This window comes from Arthrobacter sp. Soil_N43 (assembly GCF_057655195.1).
Genome location: NZ_JBDGML010000129.1, coordinates 15,868 through 35,263 on the forward strand (window position 1 = coordinate 15,868; position 19,396 = coordinate 35,263).

Annotated in this window: 18 protein-coding genes; 8 read left to right on the forward strand and 10 right to left on the reverse strand. The window is 66.8% G+C overall.

The window, feature by feature from the left end; genetic code table 11:
- Nucleotides 1-36: 36 nt before the first annotated feature.
- A complete protein-coding gene (locus tag AC3A3W_RS21070) occupies nucleotides 37-2,295 on the reverse strand; it encodes a hypothetical protein (protein ID WP_487445071.1) in 2,259 nt (752 codons plus the stop codon).
- Between the two features lie 98 nt (nucleotides 2,296-2,393).
- Nucleotides 2,394-3,695, reverse strand: a complete 1,302-nt coding sequence (locus tag AC3A3W_RS21075) for a glycosyltransferase family 2 protein (protein WP_487445072.1) — start codon at nucleotides 3,693-3,695, stop codon at nucleotides 2,394-2,396.
- Between the two features lie 534 nt (nucleotides 3,696-4,229).
- On the opposite strand from AC3A3W_RS21075, the gene uraD reads away from it, so the two are divergent.
- The 6 genes from uraD to purM are packed head-to-tail and all read left to right on the forward strand — an operon-like array spanning nucleotide 4,230 to nucleotide 9,347.
- A complete protein-coding gene (gene uraD, locus AC3A3W_RS21080; RefSeq protein WP_487445073.1) occupies nucleotides 4,230-4,727 on the forward strand; it encodes a 2-oxo-4-hydroxy-4-carboxy-5-ureidoimidazoline decarboxylase in 498 nt (165 codons plus the stop codon).
- Entirely contained in the window at nucleotides 4,724-5,062 is a 339-nt protein-coding gene (gene uraH, locus AC3A3W_RS21085; protein ID WP_487445074.1) for a hydroxyisourate hydrolase, read from the forward strand. Before uraD ends, uraH begins: the two co-directional genes overlap by 4 nt.
- A gap of 10 nt (nucleotides 5,063-5,072) precedes the next feature.
- Complete coding sequence (locus AC3A3W_RS21090) at nucleotides 5,073-5,930, forward strand: fumarylacetoacetate hydrolase family protein (RefSeq protein WP_487445075.1); 858 nt, start codon at nucleotides 5,073-5,075, stop codon at nucleotides 5,928-5,930.
- A 44-nt stretch (nucleotides 5,931-5,974) separates the two neighbouring features.
- Nucleotides 5,975-6,397 (forward strand): hypothetical protein, encoded by a 423-nt coding sequence (locus AC3A3W_RS21095; protein WP_487445076.1) that lies wholly within the window; start codon nucleotides 5,975-5,977, stop codon nucleotides 6,395-6,397.
- Between the two features lie 47 nt (nucleotides 6,398-6,444).
- Nucleotides 6,445-8,157 carry an amidophosphoribosyltransferase gene (purF, locus tag AC3A3W_RS21100; protein ID WP_487445077.1) on the forward strand — a complete coding sequence of 571 codons (1,713 nt, stop codon included), beginning with the start codon at nucleotides 6,445-6,447 and terminating at the stop codon, nucleotides 8,155-8,157.
- Nucleotides 8,158-8,180: 23 nt separating this feature from the next.
- On the forward strand, nucleotides 8,181-9,347 hold the full coding sequence (gene purM, locus AC3A3W_RS21105; RefSeq protein WP_487445136.1) for a phosphoribosylformylglycinamidine cyclo-ligase: 1,167 nt from the start codon (nucleotides 8,181-8,183) through the stop codon (nucleotides 9,345-9,347).
- Between the two features lie 123 nt (nucleotides 9,348-9,470).
- Here purM and AC3A3W_RS21110 read toward each other — a convergent pair whose 3' ends face one another.
- Together AC3A3W_RS21110 and AC3A3W_RS21115 are read right to left on the reverse strand one after the other, a co-directional pair.
- Nucleotides 9,471-10,319 carry a VOC family protein gene (locus AC3A3W_RS21110; RefSeq protein ID WP_487445078.1) on the reverse strand — a complete coding sequence of 283 codons (849 nt, stop codon included), beginning with the start codon at nucleotides 10,317-10,319 and terminating at the stop codon, nucleotides 9,471-9,473.
- Between the two features lie 300 nt (nucleotides 10,320-10,619).
- Nucleotides 10,620-10,853 carry a DUF3073 domain-containing protein gene (locus tag AC3A3W_RS21115; RefSeq protein WP_205652002.1) on the reverse strand — a complete coding sequence of 78 codons (234 nt, stop codon included), beginning with the start codon at nucleotides 10,851-10,853 and terminating at the stop codon, nucleotides 10,620-10,622.
- 362 nt (nucleotides 10,854-11,215) lie between these two features.
- Between AC3A3W_RS21115 and AC3A3W_RS21120 the strand changes: the two genes are divergently transcribed.
- On the forward strand, nucleotides 11,216-11,866 hold the full coding sequence (locus tag AC3A3W_RS21120; protein ID WP_487445079.1) for a septum formation family protein: 651 nt from the start codon (nucleotides 11,216-11,218) through the stop codon (nucleotides 11,864-11,866).
- 44 nt (nucleotides 11,867-11,910) lie between these two features.
- Here AC3A3W_RS21120 and clpB read toward each other — a convergent pair whose 3' ends face one another.
- Nucleotides 11,911-14,568, reverse strand: coding sequence for an ATP-dependent chaperone ClpB (gene clpB, locus AC3A3W_RS21125; protein ID WP_487445080.1), 2,658 nt, complete (start codon nucleotides 14,566-14,568; stop codon nucleotides 11,911-11,913).
- Nucleotides 14,569-14,793: 225 nt separating this feature from the next.
- On the opposite strand from clpB, the gene AC3A3W_RS21130 reads away from it, so the two are divergent.
- Complete coding sequence (locus AC3A3W_RS21130) at nucleotides 14,794-15,129, forward strand: YciI family protein (protein ID WP_487445081.1); 336 nt, start codon at nucleotides 14,794-14,796, stop codon at nucleotides 15,127-15,129.
- A gap of 50 nt (nucleotides 15,130-15,179) precedes the next feature.
- On the opposite strand, the gene AC3A3W_RS21135 is transcribed toward AC3A3W_RS21130, so the two are convergent.
- From AC3A3W_RS21135 to AC3A3W_RS21155, 5 genes are all read right to left on the reverse strand, one after another.
- Complete coding sequence (locus AC3A3W_RS21135; RefSeq protein WP_487445082.1) at nucleotides 15,180-15,965, reverse strand: S1 family peptidase; 786 nt, start codon at nucleotides 15,963-15,965, stop codon at nucleotides 15,180-15,182.
- A 62-nt stretch (nucleotides 15,966-16,027) separates the two neighbouring features.
- Complete coding sequence (locus tag AC3A3W_RS21140) at nucleotides 16,028-17,143, reverse strand: sulfate/molybdate ABC transporter ATP-binding protein (protein WP_487445083.1); 1,116 nt, start codon at nucleotides 17,141-17,143, stop codon at nucleotides 16,028-16,030.
- A complete protein-coding gene (locus AC3A3W_RS21145) occupies nucleotides 17,140-18,012 on the reverse strand; it encodes an ABC transporter permease (protein ID WP_487445084.1) in 873 nt (290 codons plus the stop codon). The genes AC3A3W_RS21140 and AC3A3W_RS21145 overlap by 4 nt, the downstream gene beginning before the upstream one ends.
- Complete coding sequence (modA, locus tag AC3A3W_RS21150) at nucleotides 18,009-18,845, reverse strand: molybdate ABC transporter substrate-binding protein (RefSeq protein ID WP_487445085.1); 837 nt, start codon at nucleotides 18,843-18,845, stop codon at nucleotides 18,009-18,011. Before modA ends, AC3A3W_RS21145 begins: the two co-directional genes overlap by 4 nt.
- Complete coding sequence (locus tag AC3A3W_RS21155) at nucleotides 18,845-19,252, reverse strand: TOBE domain-containing protein (RefSeq protein WP_309993803.1); 408 nt, start codon at nucleotides 19,250-19,252, stop codon at nucleotides 18,845-18,847. Before AC3A3W_RS21155 ends, modA begins: the two co-directional genes overlap by 1 nt.
- Nucleotides 19,253-19,396: the final 144 nt, after the last annotated feature.

Here is a 19,396-nt window from a genome sequence, read left to right on the forward strand (position 1 = left end):
CCGTTCCTCCCCGATTCCAGACCTGAAACTGCGTACCTATGGAGTTCCCGCAATTTGATATATCCGAACAGTTTCAGTCTCGAACACCCGCGAAGCCCTATTGTCGAAACTCAGGTCCTGCTCGAAGTTGGAAACCGTGCCGGCCGGCGACAGCTTGGCCGCTGACTCGTCTTCGCGTTTATTGTCCGAAAAGACAACATAGACATTGGATGTGGGCTTGATGCTGTCAGCGTATTTCTCAATGTTTTCCGCATTGACGGGTCCCGTCAGATTCTTAATAAGCCCTGAAAGCGGGGCCACCCTGATTGTCCGGTAGTAATTCGGATAATTCGGTCCGATCAGCGTCGGGAAGAAGTAGCCCGGCTCGAAGATCACATCACCGGAACGGGCGTGCGAGTCTATCCATTGGCTGGCAACCACGTCGCCCTTCGGGATCCGGTGGTCCTCCTCCGGCTGGAAGTACACGACGCTGAACAGGAGGGCCATGGAGCTCAGGGCGGCGGTGGCTCCCAGGAGCGCCTTCCGCGTGCGCAGCGGCCCCGACCAGAACAGCCAGGCTACGCCGATGGCCAGCCACGGGAGGGCGAAGAGATAGATGCGGAGCCGCGCTTCTCCGCCGTACGACTGGCCGAGCAGCCCGAATGCGGGGGCCACCGCCATCCACGCAACCATCAGCGTGGTCCGTACTTCACCCTGCATCAGGCGCCGGACGAATCCGGCGAGCGCCAGGACCCCCGTCAGGACGGACAGGAGCACAGCCGCACGGGCCATCCACCGGGTGGTCATCAACCAGGCCGCTGGGTCCGTAAATGTGTCGCTTCGCGGCTGGTATCCGGCGTTGGCAAGGGGGTCGAATCCGGTGAACAAGCCATATTTTTGCTCTATGAAGCCAATGTTCGGAATGAGATAGAGGAGGGTCATGACCACAAGCGCCGGCGCCAGCCACCGCGGCCGGAAATATCCGAGCAGGAAGAGCGGAACGAGCCCCAGGAGGGCCAAATAAGGGGTCAGCTGGTGGCTCACGACGATCGCGGCCTGCAGGAGCAGCACGGCGACGATGGCGGTGACCCTCATCGAACGGGCGACAGGCCTCTCATACGATTCAATCACCGGCAGCTGTGGTCTCGTCAGGCGTTCCTCAAGTACCTGCACCACCATGACGGGCGTACTGCGCAGGAAGGTGAGAACAATAAGGCACATGGTCAGGTACAGCGTGTATCCGAATGCCTGGGGGGAGTAGTAATTCTGGTTGACCCAGTTGGCCAGGACGAACACCAGCGTCGCGGTCCAGTACACGCGGGGATTCCTGGAGAGAGCGCGGGCTATGGCCAGGACGGTGACGACGTTCAGGAGCGCGAACCCGATCTCCGCCCATGCGGCATAGTCCAGGGCGTCCCGGAGTCCGATCGCCTCTCCAAGGAACGCACTGCTCGCGAAGAAGCCCGGCCATCGGTTGTAGATGTCCACGGACGGGTCCATCTGGCCCGTGGCGCCAATGAAGTCTGTCACCGCAATGTGCTTATAGCTCCACGGCAGGCGCGGCACGGCCGTCAGCAGGTTCGCCGACGCATAAAGCATGACGACCAGGCCCGAGACAGAGGCGACCAGGAACCGCGCAGGGGTTTCCCGCCGTGTTCCGATGCCCCAGATGCAGAGGCCCAAAACGGCGGCCACGGCAAGGTACCAGGTGACCGGGTATTTGGTCAGCAGGCCCCAGGTGTCCAGTTCGCCGGAGCCGGTCATTGCGAGCGAAACGCCCCACAGGACCAGGGCGGCTCCGAGGACCAGCCAGGGCAGGAGTTCCCGCAGGCCCCGCTCCCGCAAGCGGCCAAGCACGCGCAGCCGGTCCAGCGGAATCATCTGTCGCAGCGGACGCAACCGCCACTCGAACGGCCGGGAACCGAACCCGTGGACGGCCGGGAACAGAACCATGGCTGCTGAGGAGGCCACCAGGCCGGCCGCGGCGACAGGCCGTGGATGCCAGATGCCGGACCACGCCATGAAAAATGCGAACACCGTGAAGAGCATGGCACTCGCCACAACAGTCCAGACCAACCGTGCTGCAGGGTCAGCGTCCGCAAGGCGGCTCACAAGGACCCATCCCGGCAATGCCAGGCACATGATGAGTTTGAAGGGCGCAAGAACTGTCCCGCCGGCGTCCAGCAGAATCAGGAGTGCTGCCAGCAGGCCCAAGGCCCCGATGACTCCATCCCACGAGCGGAATGAATTCAGCGCCACCTCCCTGTAAATGAGCAGCCTCGACGTAACGACTTCCTCCTGCAATGAGCGACTCATGTGGCTGAACCCTTCTGGTCCGTTTGAAGAAATGTGGGGAGACGCGAACGGGAACCTTGGGCGGTTCGGCGCCGCGAAAGACGGCCGCAGGACTCAGGTCATGAGCGGCGCTGCAGCAGGTAGTTCAGGGGTCCGCGGGCAACCGCAAGCAGTTCCAGCCGCAGCACCTTGGCAAGCTGTGGATCCCAGGGATCGAAGGCGCCAGTTCCGCCGGCAGTCGGTTCCACGGGATGATGCCGGGCGTTCGTCAGCAGTTGGCGGACCGCATGCGGCGTCCGCGCCAGGGCGAGCCGGGCAGTACGGGGGTTCAGAAGGATCTTCGTGAGCCATGCGCCCAATCCGCTGCCGTAGCTGCGCGCCTGGGCCTGCAGTTCCTCCAGGCCGTCGCGGTGACGGTGCCAGACGATTGCTGAGGGATGGACCACCAAGGGGTGGCCCGCAAGAATCACCCGGGTGAACATGTCGATGTCTTCGCCTCCACCGGTGCGGGTTCCCGCCCCCAGAGCGGTGTCGAATCCGCCCAGGCTGAGCGCAGTCCGGCGGTCCAGCGCGAAATTGGCCCCGGTGCCGTAAGCCCCGACGCAGAAGGGGAAGTTCGGAAGGTCGGCAGGAGGCTCGGCGAGGGAGTACACCTTGGCCGTGATGCTCTTGGACCAGCTCACCCGGTAATCGAAGTAGCCCTGGGCGCGCGACCGCACCTCCCCGGCCGGCACCAGCCCCGTGACGCAGGCAGTGCCCGGAGCGCGTTCGAAGCCCGCGGCGATCTCCCGGAGCCAGGCTTGGTCCACCACGACGTCGTCGTCCGTGAATGCGACGATGTCGCCCCGGGCGTGCTCGAGCCCGGTGTTGCGCGCGTGGGACAGCCCAGGCACAGGCTCCTCGATCAGCCTGATGCGGGGGTCTTGGAACTCCTGCCGCACCATGTCTTTGGTCTCGGTGCTTCGCGCCGCGTTGTCCACCACCAGAATGTCGTAGTCCGGATAGTCGAGGCGGAGCAGAGCCTCGAGCGCACCGCGCAGCACGGAGGCCCGGTCTCTCGTGCAAATGACCACCGTGATGCTGGGGGCCGACACCGCGGCGGCAACCGGCTCGGCCTCGGGCAGTGCGGCCGTGGCCGAATCCAGTGTTGCCCGGTCCAGGACGCCTCCCGGCGCTTCGACATCAACGAAACCCCGCACGGATGAGCCCTCGCGCACCAGCAACCGGGCACGCTCGTACCCCTCGGAATCCCGCAGCTTCAGGCTTTTGTGCCCGTTCAGGGAGGTGAGGTCCACGGCGCCGATCCACCGGGCTCCAGACCAGTCCGGGCGGACGGGGCTTTCCATGGCCCGCGGCAGTTCCAGGACGAGGTGCTCATGGCCCTCTTCCCGATGAATGGTGGCATCCAGGGGGTCGCTCACGTCAAAGCCCTCCACGGCGTGCACCCGCTGCCCCGCGAAGGTGCGCCCTGGCCCACGGGCTCTTCATGCGGCGCTGGAACTGCACTGGGTATGGACACGAGCCTCACCGCTTCATAAGGTAGCGACTTCTGGAGACGCCGGCGGAATCCCCTGATCGGACGACACCATCGGCAACTTGCGGCACTATCGGGCGTGTATCCGCGGCGACGATGCCTCGTGCGCCACAGATAAGGCCTTGTGGGCTAAAAGCCTATGATTGGGCCCACTTAGTGTCACCAGTAGGGGATACCTGTTTTTCGGAGCGAAAATCAGCTTTTACCACTTGGTTTGCGGCAATGCGGGGCTAGGTAATGGTCTGGTGTCTCTTGACATTCTCTGGGCCATTCCGCTTCACTATTACGTATGCTGAAATAACAGTTCCACGATGCGGAAGACTGGAACTCCAAGGGGAGTTCCAGCCTCGCCGGGAGAAGACCCGGCATGCCGCATAGCCGTCACCGTGGATGCCAGCACCAGCACGAGGGATCATCAAGCATGAAGCTTGCCGAATTCAATGAAGCGGACCGCGCAGACGCCAGCGCGGTCCTCCGGCCCTGCATCGACATCCAGCGCTGGGTGGACCAGATCGCCGACGCCCGCCCCTTCGCCTCCGGCGATGCGCTGCTCGGCTTCGCCCGTGACGCCGCCTCGCCGTTCACGCCGGACGAGGTCGACGCCGCCTTGGCGCACCACCCGCGGATCGGTGAACGCCCGACGGCGGCAACCGCGGAGGCGTCCATGTCCCGTTCGGAGCAGGCCGGCGTCGATCCGGAGGACGCGGCGGCCGCGGAGGCACTGGCTGCCGGAAACCGCGCGTATGAGGAGAAGTTCGGCCGCGTTTTCCTGATCCGCGCCGCCGGCCGAACAGCACCCGAAATCCTGGCCGCCCTGAACGAGCGCCTTGCCAACAGCCCCGCCCAAGAAGACGTCATTGTGGCCCAGCAACTGCGCGAGATCGCCTTGCTGCGCCTCGAAGGAGTGATCAGCGAATGAGTGTTTCCCACGTCACCACGCACATCCTGGACACCGGCGCCGGACGCCCGGCGGCGGGCGTCGCCGTCGTGCTTTACGCGGACGACGGCGGCCGCTGGACTCAGCTGGCGGGCAGCACCACCGATGCGGACGGCCGCGCGAAAGACCTCGGCCCCGAGGAACTGGCCCCGGGCAACTACCGGCTCAACTTCGCCACCGGCGACTACTACGCAAAAAGCGGCACGGCCACGTTCTTTCCCGAGGTGGACCTCGTCTTCGAGGTGACCGGCCCCGAGCACTACCACGTGCCGCTGCTGCTGAGCCCGTTCGCCTACTCCACCTACCGCGGAAGCTGAAAGGACAAGCATGCGGCTGATGCGCATTGGCACAACCGGGAACGAGATCCCGGTCATCATCGACGACGAGGGGAAGGCGTATGACCTGAGACCCGTCACCTCCGACATCGACGGCGCCTTCCTGGAAACCTGGGCACATCGGCTGGACGACCTTGACGTGGCGGGCCTGCCGCACGTCTCCGTCGAGGGCAAGCGGATCGGCGCCCCCATCGCCCGCCCGGGTGCGGTGATCGGCGTCGGGCTGAACTATGCCGCGCACGCCGCCGAGTCGGGCCTCCCTGCGCCGGAGCGGCCCATCATCTTCTTCAAGCACCCCAACACCGTGGTGGGGCCCAACGACGACGTCGTGATCCCACCCGGCGCCCAGCGCGTTGACTGGGAGGTGGAGCTCGGAGTGGTGATCGGCCAGCGCGCCAGCTACCTGCAGTCCAATGCCGCTGCCGCTGTCTGCATCGCAGGGTACGTGCTGTCCAACGACGTCTCGGAGCGCGAATACCAGCTGGAGCATTCCGGGCCGCAGTGGTCGCTGGGCAAGTCCTGCCCGACGTTCAACCCGCTGGGTCCATGGCTGGTACCCGCTGCCTCGGCGGACCCCGGCAGCATCGAGCTCGCATCCTGGGTCAACGACGAGCCGCGACAGAAAAGTTCGACCCAGGACATGGTCTTCGGCGCGGCCGAGCTAGTCCGCCGGGTCTCGCAGTACATGGTGCTCGAGCCCGGGGACCTGATCACCACCGGCACTCCGGCCGGTGTAGCGCTCTCGGGCCGCTACCCGTACCTCAGGAACGGGGACGTGATGCGGATGTCCGGCGGCGACGTGCTGGGCGAGCAGCGGCAGCGGCTGGTGGACGCTTCCGTGCTGGTCTGACTCCGAATCTGATCTGGCACGGCCCGGACAGTAGGCTAGATGGCATGGCCTCTGACGACCCCACCCCCGAACGGCACGAAATTCCTGAACGGCGCGAGATCACCGTACGACGCGCCCCCAAGTACGTCCCGTTCCTGATTCTGGGCGGGCTCGTGGGCATCGCCGTGGCGGCAGTGATCGCCTATGCGCTGCCGGGCAACGCCACCTACGACCCCGGCACCGTCTTCGGCTTCTTCATGGTCCTGTGCGGTGCCGGCGGTGTGATCCTCGGCGCAATTGCGGCGCTGATCCTGGACCGGCTAAGCGTCAGGCGGGCGCGCCAGGGCGTTGTCGAGGCTGTCCCGGAGGCTGGGCCCGAGGCCGGGCCTCCGCTTCCTGACGCGGAACAGCCCGGGAGTGGCGCGGAGGAGCACCCTGCTCCCGGGCACCGGCAGGACAACGGCAACGAGCCGGGCCTCCGGTCATAAACCGGCCGGCGGAAGTTCCCTACCCCATCACGTGAGATAATCGACCAGTGGCACGCGGCGATGGAAAACTTTCTCATGATCTTCTCCCTGGCGAAAAAGGCCCTCAGGACGCTTGCGGCGTCTTCGGGGTCTGGGCACCAGGTGAAGAAGTAGCAAAACTCACCTATTACGGGCTGTATGCATTGCAGCACCGCGGTCAGGAGTCGGCTGGCATAGCAACCAGCGACGGCAAGCGGATCAACGTCTACAAAGACATGGGCCTCGTATCCCAGGTCTTCGACGAGACCACGCTGAACACCCTGACCGGGCACTTGGCCGTCGGCCACTGCCGCTATTCCACAACCGGCGCCAGCCACTGGGCCAATGCCCAGCCCACCCTCGGCGCCACGGCCACCGGCACGGTCGCCCTGGCCCACAACGGCAACCTGACCAATACGGCCGAGCTCAACGCCATGATCAACGACCGCAACGGCGGCCAGCTCAGCGGCGAAATGAAGCAGGGCAACACCTCGGACACCGCACTGGTCACGGCACTGCTCGAAGGCGAAGAGGGCAAGACCCTCGAACAGACCGCCATCGAATTGCTCCCGAAGATCAAGGGCGGCTTTTGTTTCGTGTTCATGGACGAAGGCACCCTCTACGCGGCCCGCGACACGTTCGGCATCCGTCCGCTCTGCCTCGGCCGGCTGGAGCGCGGCTGGGTGGTCGCCTCGGAACAGTCCGCGCTGGCCACCGTTGGCGCCAGCTTCATCCGTGAGATCGAACCCGGCGAATTCATCGCCATCGATGAGCAGGGCGTGCGGTCCCAGCGCTTCGCAGAGCCGACGCCGGCCGGCTGCGTGTTCGAATACGTCTACCTCGCCCGCCCCGACGCCGCGATCGCCGGGCGCTCCGTGTACGAGTCCCGGGTGGAGATGGGCCGCCAGCTGGCCCGCGAAAACACCCAGGAAGCGGACATCGTCATCCCGGTGCCCGAATCCGGAACCCCGGCCGCCGTGGGCTACGCCGAGGAATCCGGCATCCCGTTCGCCCATGGCTTCGTCAAGAACTCCTACGTGGGCCGCACGTTCATCCAGCCGTCCCAGACGCTCCGCCAGCTCGGCATCCGGCTCAAGCTCAACGCCCTGGAATCCGTGATCCGCGGCAAGCGCGTGGTGGTGGTGGACGACTCGATCGTCCGCGGCAACACCCAGCGCGCCATCGTCCGCATGCTCCGCGAGGCCGGCGCAGCCGCCGTGCACGTGAAGATCTCCTCCCCGCCCGTCCAGTGGCCCTGCTTCTACGGCATCGACTTCGCCTCCCGCGCGGAACTGATCGCCAACGGCGCCACGATCGAGGAAATCTCCCAGGCCATCGGCGCGGATTCGCTGGCGTACATCTCCGAGGACGGCATGATCGGCGCCACCCGGCAGCCCCGGGAACGCCTCTGCACCGCCTGCTTCACCGGCAAGTACCCCATCGAGCTTCCGGGCTCGGACAAGCTGGGCAAGAACCTGCTCGAACGCACGGACCTCGGCGGCCTCCCCGCCGCCGGTGCCCGCTCCGGCGCCGCCGCGGCTGCGCCGGGACCGGCCGCAGCCACCCCCGGCAACCCGGACACCATCACCGTCACGGAAGACCCGGCGGAGAAGCCCGGCGCAACGGGCTGCGACCCGGGACCGGATTCCGAATTTGAGAACCTGCTGACCGAGGCCGACCGCGTGCCTGACGTCCACCACGACGCTGCCCCCGTCGGCGCTGACAAGAAAGAGTCCGTATGACTTCCGCCTCCCCCACTGCTGACATGAACGCCGCCCAGAACGGTTTGGCGCAGAACAATTTGGCGCAGAGCAACGCCGGCATTACGTACGCGTCCGCCGGCGTCGACGTCGAAGCGGGAGACCGCGCCGTCGAACTCATGAAGGATGCCGTCAAGGCGACGCACAACGCTTCGGTGATTGGCGGCGTCGGCGGTTTTGCCGGACTGTACGACGTCTCGAAGCTGCTGACCTACAAGCGGCCCCTGCTGGCCACCTCCACGGATGGTGTCGGCACCAAGGTGGCCATCGCCCAGGCCATGGACATCCACGACACCATCGGTTTCGACCTGGTGGGCATGGTGGTGGACGATATCGTGGTGGTGGGCGCCGAGCCGCTGTACATGACCGACTACATCGCCTGCGGCAAGGTGGTCCCGGAGCGCATCGCGGACATCGTCCGCGGCATCGCGGCAGCCTGCTCTGTGGCCGGCACCGCCCTGGTGGGCGGCGAAACGGCCGAGCACCCGGGCCTGCTGGGCGAGCACGAATACGACGTCGCCGGCGCCGCCACCGGTGTTGTTGAAGCCGATGCCCTGCTGGGCCCGGACCGCGTCCGCGCGGGCGATGTGGTGATTGGCATGGCGTCCTCCGGCCTCCACTCCAACGGCTACTCGCTGGTCCGCCGCGTCATCAACCACGCCGGCTGGGCCCTGGACCGGCAGGTGTCCGAACTCGGCCGCACGCTGGGTGAGGAGCTGCTGGAACCCACCCGCGTCTACGCCGCTGACTGCCTGGACCTGGCCCGGACCTTCCCAGTGGGCTCGGATAAGGCCGTGCACGGCTTCAGCCACGTCACCGGCGGCGGACTTGCAGCCAACCTGGCCCGTGTCCTGCCGCAGGGCCTTGTGGCCACAGTGGACCGCGCCACCTGGGAGCTGCCGGCCATCTTCAAGCTGGTCTCGGAGCTTGGCCGCGTCCCGCTGGCTGACCTCGAGCGTACGCTCAACCTCGGTGTGGGCATGGTGGCCATCGTCTCCGCAGACGTCGCTGACGCCGCAGTGGCCCGCCTCAACGAGCGCGGCCTGCCGTCCTGGATCATGGGCACGGTCAGCGCCGACTCCGACGACATCCTCAAGACCGGCCCGGACTACGTCCAGGGCGCGAAGGGCGTCGACGGCGGCGCCGTCCGGATGGTCAACACCTACGCCTAATTAACTCATCGAGTGCTCCGTAACTGCCGTTTAGAAGGTTCATAACGGCGGGTTGGGCCCACGCCGGCAGGGTTCCCTGGCCGAGCTTGCGAGGCGAGGGGGCCGGTCGGGAGCACTGGATGCCTAACCCTTCGGTACGTCAACCTCCAGGACGCTGAACACTCCGCCCTGCGGGTCCTTCAGCGTGGCGATACTCCCGGCATCCTCGTCGAATTCCGGCTCCACGAGCACTTCAGCGCCCGCCGTCACTGCCGCCAGCACGGCTTCCTTGACGCTGGAAACTCCGAAATAGACCTGCCAGCCCAGCCGGGCGCGCACCTCGCCGTCGCCCGGCGCGGATGCTTCCTCCGGACCGGCGCCCGCGTCTGCGCCCTCGTCCTCGGGCGCGGGGGCAATGCCCGCCACCTCCGAGCCGCCGACAATCAGGGTGGTGTACGTCCCGCCGTCGTCCTGCGGATATTCGGTGACCTCGTGACCGAATATCTGCTGGAAGAATCCGACGGCGGCCTGCGGTTCGGGCGTCAGGAGTTCGGCCCACGCGAACGCTCCAGGTTCGTTGTGCCGCCCGCTGCCTGCGTGCGTTCCCGCCTGCCAGACGCCGGTGGTGCCGCCCCCGGGCGGTTCCAGGAACACCATGACGCCGGTGTCACCCACTTCTTCGGGGCCGAACTGCACTGTCCCGCCCGCGTGCCGCGCCTCCTCCGCCACTTCCCGGGCGTCATCCGCACAGAAGTACACGTTCCACTGCGCCGGGGTGCCCGACGTCTGCTGGGCGGGATTCTGCGGCGCCACGACTGCGACAACGTCGCCGTCGATGAAGGCCTTCGAGTAACTGCGTCCGTCCCGGGTGGGCAGGTCCTCGTAACGCCAGCCGAACACTGCGGCATAAAAAGACTTGGCCGCCGCAACATCCGGAGTCTGGACGTCCGCCCAGCACACCTCCCCTTTGGTGTAGCCGCTTCGCTGAACCATGCTGCTGCCCATCCCTTCGCCAGACCAAACCCCTAACAGCCTAGACGTGAACGGGCACGGCGGAGAAGGCCCCGGACCAGGCACCCTGCGGCCGGGCAGCAGAAAACCCGCCGGGCACGCCAATGGCTGGCGTGCCCCGACGGGCCTGGTAATTGGTGGCGGCCATCGCTTAAGAGAGCCTTCTTAGAAGGCTCCTTCGGAAACGAAGGGTGCCGAAATCTGACGACGGGATAACGACGAACAGGAGGGTATGACGCCGCGCGCAACCGAACGCCTTACGGCAGGTTGCAGTTGTAGCGACTAACCGATCCGACGGGTATCTACCTCGTCGTCGTCGTCTTCCAAATCGTCCGCGTACTTATCCACGTAGGCTGAATAGTCCGGTTCGACCGGTTCATTCGCGAAATGGCTCGTGGCACGACTGCCCGGACCCGTGAGCTCACGCTGAAGGGCCGAATAGTCAGTGTTCGGGGAGTAGTACTTAATGTCCCGAGCCTGCTTGGTAGCTTTTGCCTTTTGACGGCCGCGCCCCATGGCGTGACCCCCTTTTGTACTTGGACCGGAGGTGGTCACCTTGGCTATCGGTGAGGCCCCGGAATGTTTGGTCAATTTGTCGTATCCCTAGATTACATGCTTTCGGCGGTCACTGCTCGCCACGGGCGCGTCGCACGGGCCGGCGTCGGGACCAAAACCGCGGCAATCATGGGGTTGGAGGGGAATTTTTCGGTAGAGTCTCCTGAACGAGTGAAACAGAGGAAGCAGGGTCCGAGGCCGCGAAACCGCAAGGAAGGGGTGCCGAGCCATTGAATGAAGGCAATCCAGTCCCCGGCGCCGGGCCGCGGCCCGTCCCGCCGCCCCCGGCTGTCCCGCCGCGAATTGCGCAGCCTGATTCGCCGGTGCAAGCTGACCCGCGGCCCTCCGATCCAGAGGCCTCGCGCCCCGGGCCCTCCAGCCCGCAGGATATTCCGTCAGGGTACGCAGCGAATGCCGCCGGCGAGGTCCGGCCGGGCCTGCAGCAGAACTTCATGAAAGCGGGCTTCTTGGTCGCGTTGCTCGTGGTGGCCGGCCTGCTCCTGTGGATCCTCGGTTCGCTGCTGGCCGGTGCCACCCTGCAGACCATCGGCGAGCCCGGCCCCGCCGCGGCATCCGCGTCCTCTGCCGCGCCCCGGGCAACAGCGCGCCCCAGCCTTCCCGTGAAGGGCGTAAGCCCCTTGGACTTCAGGGTTGGGGACTGCTTCAAGGATTTTGACGCCTCGGCGGCCAACGCCACGGTGGTGGCCTGCACGTCGGGGCATTCCGCCCAACTTGTGGCCGTCCACCAATACCCCACCGGGGATTCCTACCCCGGCGCCAAGGCCATGAAGGCAAAGGGCCGCGAGGCATGCCAGGCTGCGGCGCTGACCAGCAAGACCAACGCCTATGTCCTGACGTACCAACTCGCCTACCCCAGCCCCGACAGCTGGCGGCAGGGGGACCGCCGGGTGGACTGTTACGTTACTTCCGCGTCGGGAAACATCATCAAGGCCAGCCTTCTCCCGCAGGGCTGACGCCAGGGCATTCCTGACGCCAGCCCGCTGGGTCCTCCGCAGGCTTAGCCCTTGCGGCGCACCGAGAGTCCGCTTCCGGCGGGGGTGCCGGCGGAGGGCGTTCCCATGGCCTCCAGCCCCTCGATGGTGAGTTCGTCGACGTCGGTCGCGGTATCCACGAGCACCGTGTCGCCGTCGGAAATGTCGCCGGCAAGGATGGCCTTGGCCAGGCGGTCGCCGATCTCACGCTGTACCAGGCGCCGCAACGGGCGGGCTCCATAGGCCGGATCGAAGCCGGACATGGCCAGCCAGGCGCGGGCGCCCTCGGTCACCTCGAGTGAGAGCCGCCGCTCGTGGAGGCGGCTGGAGAGATCTGCCACCTGCAGTTCGACGATCCGGGCCAGTTCCTTCACGGTCAGGGCATCGAACAGCACCACTTCGTCCAGGCGGTTCAGGAACTCCGGCTTGAAGGACGCGTTTACGGTGGCCATCACGGCCGTGCGCTTAGCCTGCGCATCCAGGGTGGGGTCCACCAGGAACTGGCTTCCGAGGTTGGACGTCAGCACCAGGATCACGTTGCGGAAGTCCACGGTGCGGCCCTGGCCGTCGGTGAGGCGGCCGTCGTCGAGCACCTGCAGGAGGATGTCGAAGACCTCCGGGTGGGCTTTTTCTACCTCGTCGAGCAGCACCACCGAGTAGGGGCGGCGGCGGACGGCCTCGGTCAGCTGGCCGCCCTCCTCATAGCCCACGTAACCCGGGGGCGCGCCGACCAGCCGGGCCACGGAGTGCTTCTCGCCGTACTCGGACATGTCAATCCGCACCATGGCGCGCTCGTCGTCGAAGAGGAAGTCCGCCAGAGCCTTGGCAAGCTCGGTTTTACCCACGCCGGTGGGACCGAGGAACAGGAATGAGCCGGTGGGCCGGTTGGGGTCGCTGATGCCGGCACGGGCCCGGCGCACGGCGTCAGACACCGCCTGCACCGCCTTGGACTGGCCGATCAGGCGCCTGCCGAGCTCCTCTTCCATGTGCAGCAGCTTCTGGCTTTCGCCCTGCAGCATGCGTCCGGCCGGGATGCCGGTCCACGCCGAGATCACCTCGGCAATGTCGTTCGCGGTGACTTCCTCGGCCACCATCTGCGAGGACTTATCCCCGACGGCGGCCTCTGCCTCCGCGGCGGCGTTCAGCTCGCGCTCCAGGGCCGGAATCTCGCCATAGAGGATGCGTGAGGCGGTCTCCAGGTCACCCTCCCGCTGCGCCTTGTCCGCCGTGGACCTCAGCTCGTCCAGCTTGGCCTTCAGGTCGCCCACCCTGTTCAGGCCGGCCTTCTCCGCTTCCCAGCGGGCATTCAGTGCGGACAGCTCCTCCTTCTTGTCCGCCATGTCCGCCCGCAGGGCGGCCAGCCGCTCCACGGAAGCGGCGTCCTTCTCGTTGGCGAGGGCCAGTTCCTCCATGGTCAGCCGGTCCACCTGGCGCCGCAGCTGATCGATCTCCTCCGGAGCCGAGTCGATCTCCATGCGGAGCCGGGAGGCGGCCTCGTCCACCAGGTCGATCGCCTTGTCCGGCAGCTGGCGCCCCGAGATGTAGCGGTTGGACAGCGTGGCTGCGGCGACGAGGGCGGAGTCGGCAATGGCCACCTTATGATGGGCCTCGTAGCGTTCCTTGAGACCGCGGAGGATGCCGATGGTGTCCTCCACGCTGGGCTCACCCACGTAGACCTGCTGGAAGCGGCGTTCCAGGGCCGGGTCCTTCTCGATGTTCTCCCGGTACTCGTCAAGTGTGGTGGCACCGATCAGGCGCAGCTCGCCGCGGGCCAGCATGGGCTTGAGCATGTTGCCGGCATCCATGGAGCTATCCCCCGTGGCGCCGGCACCCACCACCGTGTGGAGCTCGTCGATGAAGGTGACGATTTGCCCGTCCGAGTTCTTGATTTCTTCCAGGACAGCCTTGAGTCGCTCTTCAAATTCGCCGCGGTACTTGGCGCCCGCCACCATGGAGGCGAGGTCCAGGGCAACCAGGGTCTTGCCGCGCAGGCTCTCCGGGACGTCGCCGGCCACGATCCGCTGCGCCAGCCCCTCGACGACGGCGGTCTTACCGACGCCCGGCTCGCCGATGATCACCGGGTTGTTCTTGGTCCGGCGGCTCAGCACCTGGATGATGCGACGGATCTCGGCATCCCGTCCGATCACGGGGTCCAGCTTGCCGGAGCGGGCCGTCGCCGTCAGGTCTGTGCCGAACTTCTCCAGCGCCTGGAAGGTGTTTTCCGGATCCGCGGTGTTGACCTTGCGGTCTCCACGCACCCCGGGCAGGGCGGCGAGCAGCGCCTCATGGGAGGCTCCAGCGTTGCGCAGGAGCTTCCCGACGCCGTCGCTTCCCGCTGAGAGTCCGAGCAGCAGGTGCTCGGTGGAGACGAACGAATCCCCCAGCCGGTCGGCCTCGTTCTGCGCCGTCTGGATGGCCTGCAGGGCGGTGCGCGACAGCTGCGCCTGCTGGACCGAACTGCCTGATGTGGCCGGCAGGTTCTTGATGGCGCTGCTTGCCTGCACGCTGACGGCGTCGGGATCCGTGCCGGTGGCACGGAGCAGGGCGACGGCGACGCCCTCGCGCTGATCCATCAGCGCCTTCAGCAGGTGCGCCGGCTCAACCTGGGGGTTTCCCGCCGTCGACGCATTCATTGCGGCCGCCGAAAGAGCCTCCTGGCTCTTGGTGGTGAATTTGACGTCCAAAGAGAGCTCCTTTCGGGATGGGATTACTAAGTTGAGTCTACTACGCTCAACTTTGCAGCAGGCGTGTCTGGACCCAGGTTTGCCCACAGCGAAACGGCCCCGCAGGGCAGATGAACTTCGGGAAAACCATCGCTCTTGAACTGTATCCCTGCCGCCCGGATCCCCCTAGGATCGACCTGTGACCAGCGACGACAGTTAATCGCATACTCGAACCGAGGAGCCGCAATGAAGAAGTTCGTTGTTCTTTACACCGCCCCGCAGTCGGCGCAAGCGCAAATGGCAGAAAGCAGCCCTGAAGCCGCCCAGGAAGGCATGAAGGCGTGGATGGAATGGGCTCAGCGCGCAGGCGACGGGATCGTCGACATGGGCAATCCGCTGGGGACGGGCAAGGAGATCAGCGCCACCGGCACCTCCGACACCAGCACGCACGTTGGCGGTTACGGCATTCTCCAGGCCGAGGATGAGGACGGCGCCCTCGCGCTGCTGGAGGGGCACCCGCACCTCATGATGCCCGGCGCCACCATCCAGGTCTACGAAGCCCTGGACCTGCCGGGGATGTAGCCCTCGGACCGGCTCCTGAGCCAGGGTCAGGAGCCGGAGTCAGGGTGGAGTCAGGAGCCGATGACGCCACTGATGCGGGTGATCCAGTCGAGGTTCCGGGCTATGGACGCATGGTCGCTGTAGTACTGGGAATAGTCAGAGGTGTTCCCTGCAGGCAGGACGCTGGATTCGGAAAGAACACCTGCCAGCTTGCCGTCGACCATCAGCGGACCGCCGGAGTCGCCGCCGACGGGGTGCCCCGACTGCGACCGGGTGCTGACCGACGCACCGCCGTAGCTGTCTGATCCCGGGCCGGTGACAGTGACATCGGCCGTCTTCAGGAAATAGGACATGGAGCCGGATCCCTCAGCCTGGTAGCCCCAGCCGTAGACCTTGGCCGCCGTGCCGGAGGCCGGCAGGGAAGCGGAAAGACTCACAGTGGCGCCGGAGTATGGCGTGGACAGCCTAAGGAGCAAAAGGTCACCCATGGGTGACGCGTAGCGGGCAGCGACAGTCCGGACAGCCCCGTACGCCTCCAGGTACGTGCTGCCGAGGCGGACCGACCTGAGGCTCTGTGAGTTGCAGTGCTTGGCCGTGATGACCCAATTGGCCGAGATCTGGCTCCCGGCGCAGCGCACGTCGGTGCCCGCTGCATCGAACGAGATCTGGGCCGCCGCGGGAGCCGCAAAAATGGAGGTCGGGCTGCCGCCGGCCACCTTCCGGTTCATGGTCCTGTCTCCGCTCCCCTCTCCCGTAGCGTCGGGATATCCCTCCCCTATGGGGGCTGCGGCGGCGGGCAGGGGTGCCAGCAGTGCGGCGGCAACGGCAATAGCGGCCAGGGCATTGGCGGTCTTCAAGAACTCTCTCCTTCGCAAGGGGCCGGACGGTCGGCAGTGGTCATTCTGTGGGCATGCCCGCCTCATGCCGGGTAGACGGACACGGCTCCGGCCTTGATCACAAAGAACACGGCCATTCCGGGCGCGAGTCCCAGGTCTGCTGACGCAGCGGGCGTGACGTCCGCGAAGAGTTCCCCCGCCCGGACGCGGATCTGGTCGCCGTGCGGCTCCAGGTCCGTGATCGTGACCGGAAAGGAATTCCGGGGGCTGCCGTGCGCTTCGGTCAGGAAGACCGAAACAGCCGACGGCGGGAACACTGCCACACCTGCCTGGCCGGGAGCGGCGGCCCCCGCGTCCAAACCAGACCATTCTTCCACGCCGGGCCCCGCGGCAGCCGCTTCCGCGTCCAGGAGGGAGTCGTGCTGTCCGGCAATGTGCTGGCCGGCGGCGGTCCTGAGGCCATGTTCCGTCAGGGTGCCGGGTATCAGGTTGAGCCCGGCCATACCGGCCACGAACCTGCTCCGCGGCCGCTGCAGAATGTCGCGTGTGGGACCGGACTCGATGATCCTGCCGTCCTCGAGGACGATCACGCGGTCTGCCAGCATCAGCGCGTCCAGGACGTCGTGCGTGACGATGATGGCCCGTCTCCCGGCGAGTACACGCTTCAAAAGCCTGCGCAGCAGCGGGGCGGCATGGATGTCCAGGGCGGCCATGGGTTCATCGAGCAGCAGCAGCCCGGGATCCGCCGCCAGAGCCCGGGCTACGGCCACCCGCTGGGCCTGCCCGCCGGAGAGCTCGGCAGGCCGCCGGCCGGCCAGGCCTCCGGCGTCCACGGCGCCGAGCCAGTGAAGCGCCGTTTTCCGCGAGGTACGCCGGGATTCACCCCGACTTCGGGGGCCGAACGCCACATTCTCCAGGGCGCTCAGGTGCGGGAAAAGGAGTGGCTCCTGGGCCAGCAGGGCGGTGCCGCGGTGATGCGGCGCCGTCCACGTGGACCGGCCGGAGCCAAGGTCGAACAGGACCCTGCCCCCCATGTCAGCCCTGCCCGAGTCCGGGTGCAGCAGCCCGGCGATGACGGCCAGCAGGGTGGACTTTCCTGCACCGTTGGGACCCATGATCGCCACGGTCTCCGCAGGGCCCACGGTGAGGGACACATCAAAGCCGCGCGCCGCCACCGCGGCCTCCAGCCGGAAGCTCACTGCACGCCGCCGTCCCGGGCGGGCACCGACGTCGTACGCCTTTCCGAACCGGATGGTCCGGCCGGCAGCCGCCGCGGGCCGCGGTAGGACACCGCGACCACGGTGACGGCGACCGCCACCAAAACAAGGGAAAGCGCGACGGCGGCGTCGGCGTCGGTTTCGCGCTGGAGGTAAATCTCCAGCGGCAGCGTGCGGGTGACACCCTGCAGGCTGCCCGCAAACGTCAGGGTGGCACCGAATTCACCGAGGCTCCGCGCGAACGACAGCACGGCTCCGGAGGCCAGGCCGGGCAGGACCAGGGGCAGCGTTACCCGGCGGAGGACCGTGCCGGGACGTGCGCCGAGTGTTGCCGCCACGGCCTCGTAACGCCCGCCGGCGGTCCGCAGCGTGCCCTCCAGGCTCACCACGAGGAACGGCAGCGCCACGAACGTCTGGGCGAGGACCACGGCGGCAGTGGAGAAGGCGATCTGGATCCCCAGCACCTCCAGGCTCCGGCCCAGGAGGCCCTGCCTGCCGAACGTGTAAAGGAGCGCAATACCACCCACCACAGGCGGGAGCACCAGCGGCAGCAGCACGAAGGAACGGAGCAGCCGCTGCCCGGCAAAGCTGCCCCGGGCCAGCACCAACGCCAGCGGAACGCCGAGCACGATGCACAGCAGTGTGCTCGCCGCGGACGTGCGCAGGCTGAGGCCCAGGGCGGTGAGCGACGACTCGGACGTCACCAGCGGAATGAACTGTGCCCAGTTGACCTTGGCCACCATGGCCGCGAGCGGGAGCACAACGAGCAGTCCGCCCGCCGCCGCCACGCCGTAGATCCAGGACGGAATGCCGGTGTAGGCGCCGGGGCTCCGCCGCTGACCGGCCTTCATTGGCTCGGGCGGCCTTCCGCCGGCGGGGCGCCGAAACCGGCGTCCGACAGGGTCTTCTGCCCGTCACTGCCGGTAACCAGGGCGATGAACGCCGCCGCCAACTCCTTGTTCCGGCTGCCTTCGACCGCCGCGATCGGATAAGTGGTCACGGCCTTGCCGGCCTCGGGGAACGGTATGCCTTCGACCTTGCCGCGGGCCCCCTTCACGTCAGTGGCGTAAACCAGGCCTGCGTCAGCCTCACCCGAGACGACCTTGCCCAGGACGTCGGCGACGGATGATTCCTCACTCACGGGCTCGAGCACCGTCCCGGCTTCCCGTTCGGCGTTTTCCGCGGCCGCGCCGCACGGCACCTGGCCGGCACAGACGACGACCTTCACGCCCGGCCTGGCGAGATCGGCGAAAGACGAGATCGACGCCGGGTTGCCTGCCGGGACAGCGATTTCCAGGATGTTGGTGGCGAAGTTAGCAGCCTGACCGTGAATGAGCGCGGCGTCCGAAAGGCGGGCCATGTTCCGTGTGTCAGCCGAGGCGAACACGTCAGCGGGGGCACCCTGGGAGATCTGTGTGGCCAGGTCCGACGACCCGGCAAAGCTCAGCGTGACCGTAATGCCGGGATTGCGGCTTTCAAATTCAGCGGCGAGCCGGGTGAAGGTTGCCTTGAGGGAAGCCGCCGCGAATACGGTGAGGGTACCGGAACGCTGAGGGGTGCCACTGGCCGCCGGGTTTCCGGGCGAGTCCGGGGCGCAGCCCGACGCCCCGGCGGCCAGCAGTATGGAAACGGCCAGCAGTGTGGAAGCAGCCCGCAGGACGGCGCGGATGCGGCGGAACTTCATCAGGCGCTCCTCCCCCGAGGCGTTTCCACAATGACGGTGGTGGCTTTGACGACGGCGGTGGCTACTGATCCCAGTTCGAGCCCAAGTTCACGGACGGCTTCGCTGCTCATCAGGGACACCACCCGAAAGGGCCCGCACTGCAGTTCCACCTGTGCCATGACCTTGTCGGCAGTGATGCCGGTGACCAGTCCCACGAAGCGGTTGCGTGCCGAACTGCCCGCCCTGGACGGGTCGTCCGGAAGGTGGGCCTGCTTGCCGGCAAGCCGGGCCAGTTCCAGGCCGTCCACGGCCAGCCGCCCGGACGCGTCCCTGTGCGGCGTCAGGCTGCCGGACTCAGTCCAGCGGCGGATGGTGTCGTCACTCACGCCCAGGAAGCGGGCGGCCTCGGAAACGCGGATCATGGCCATTTCCCAAGGATAGTCCGATTTTGCGGACTTTACTCCAACATTACTCCGCAGTTGCGCCACAAGCCTTTGGTCGGACTGCCGGCGTGCGCTCTCCCCCTACTCACGGGTGCGGGCGGCCCTGATCTCTGGTTTGGGCCGGGCCTG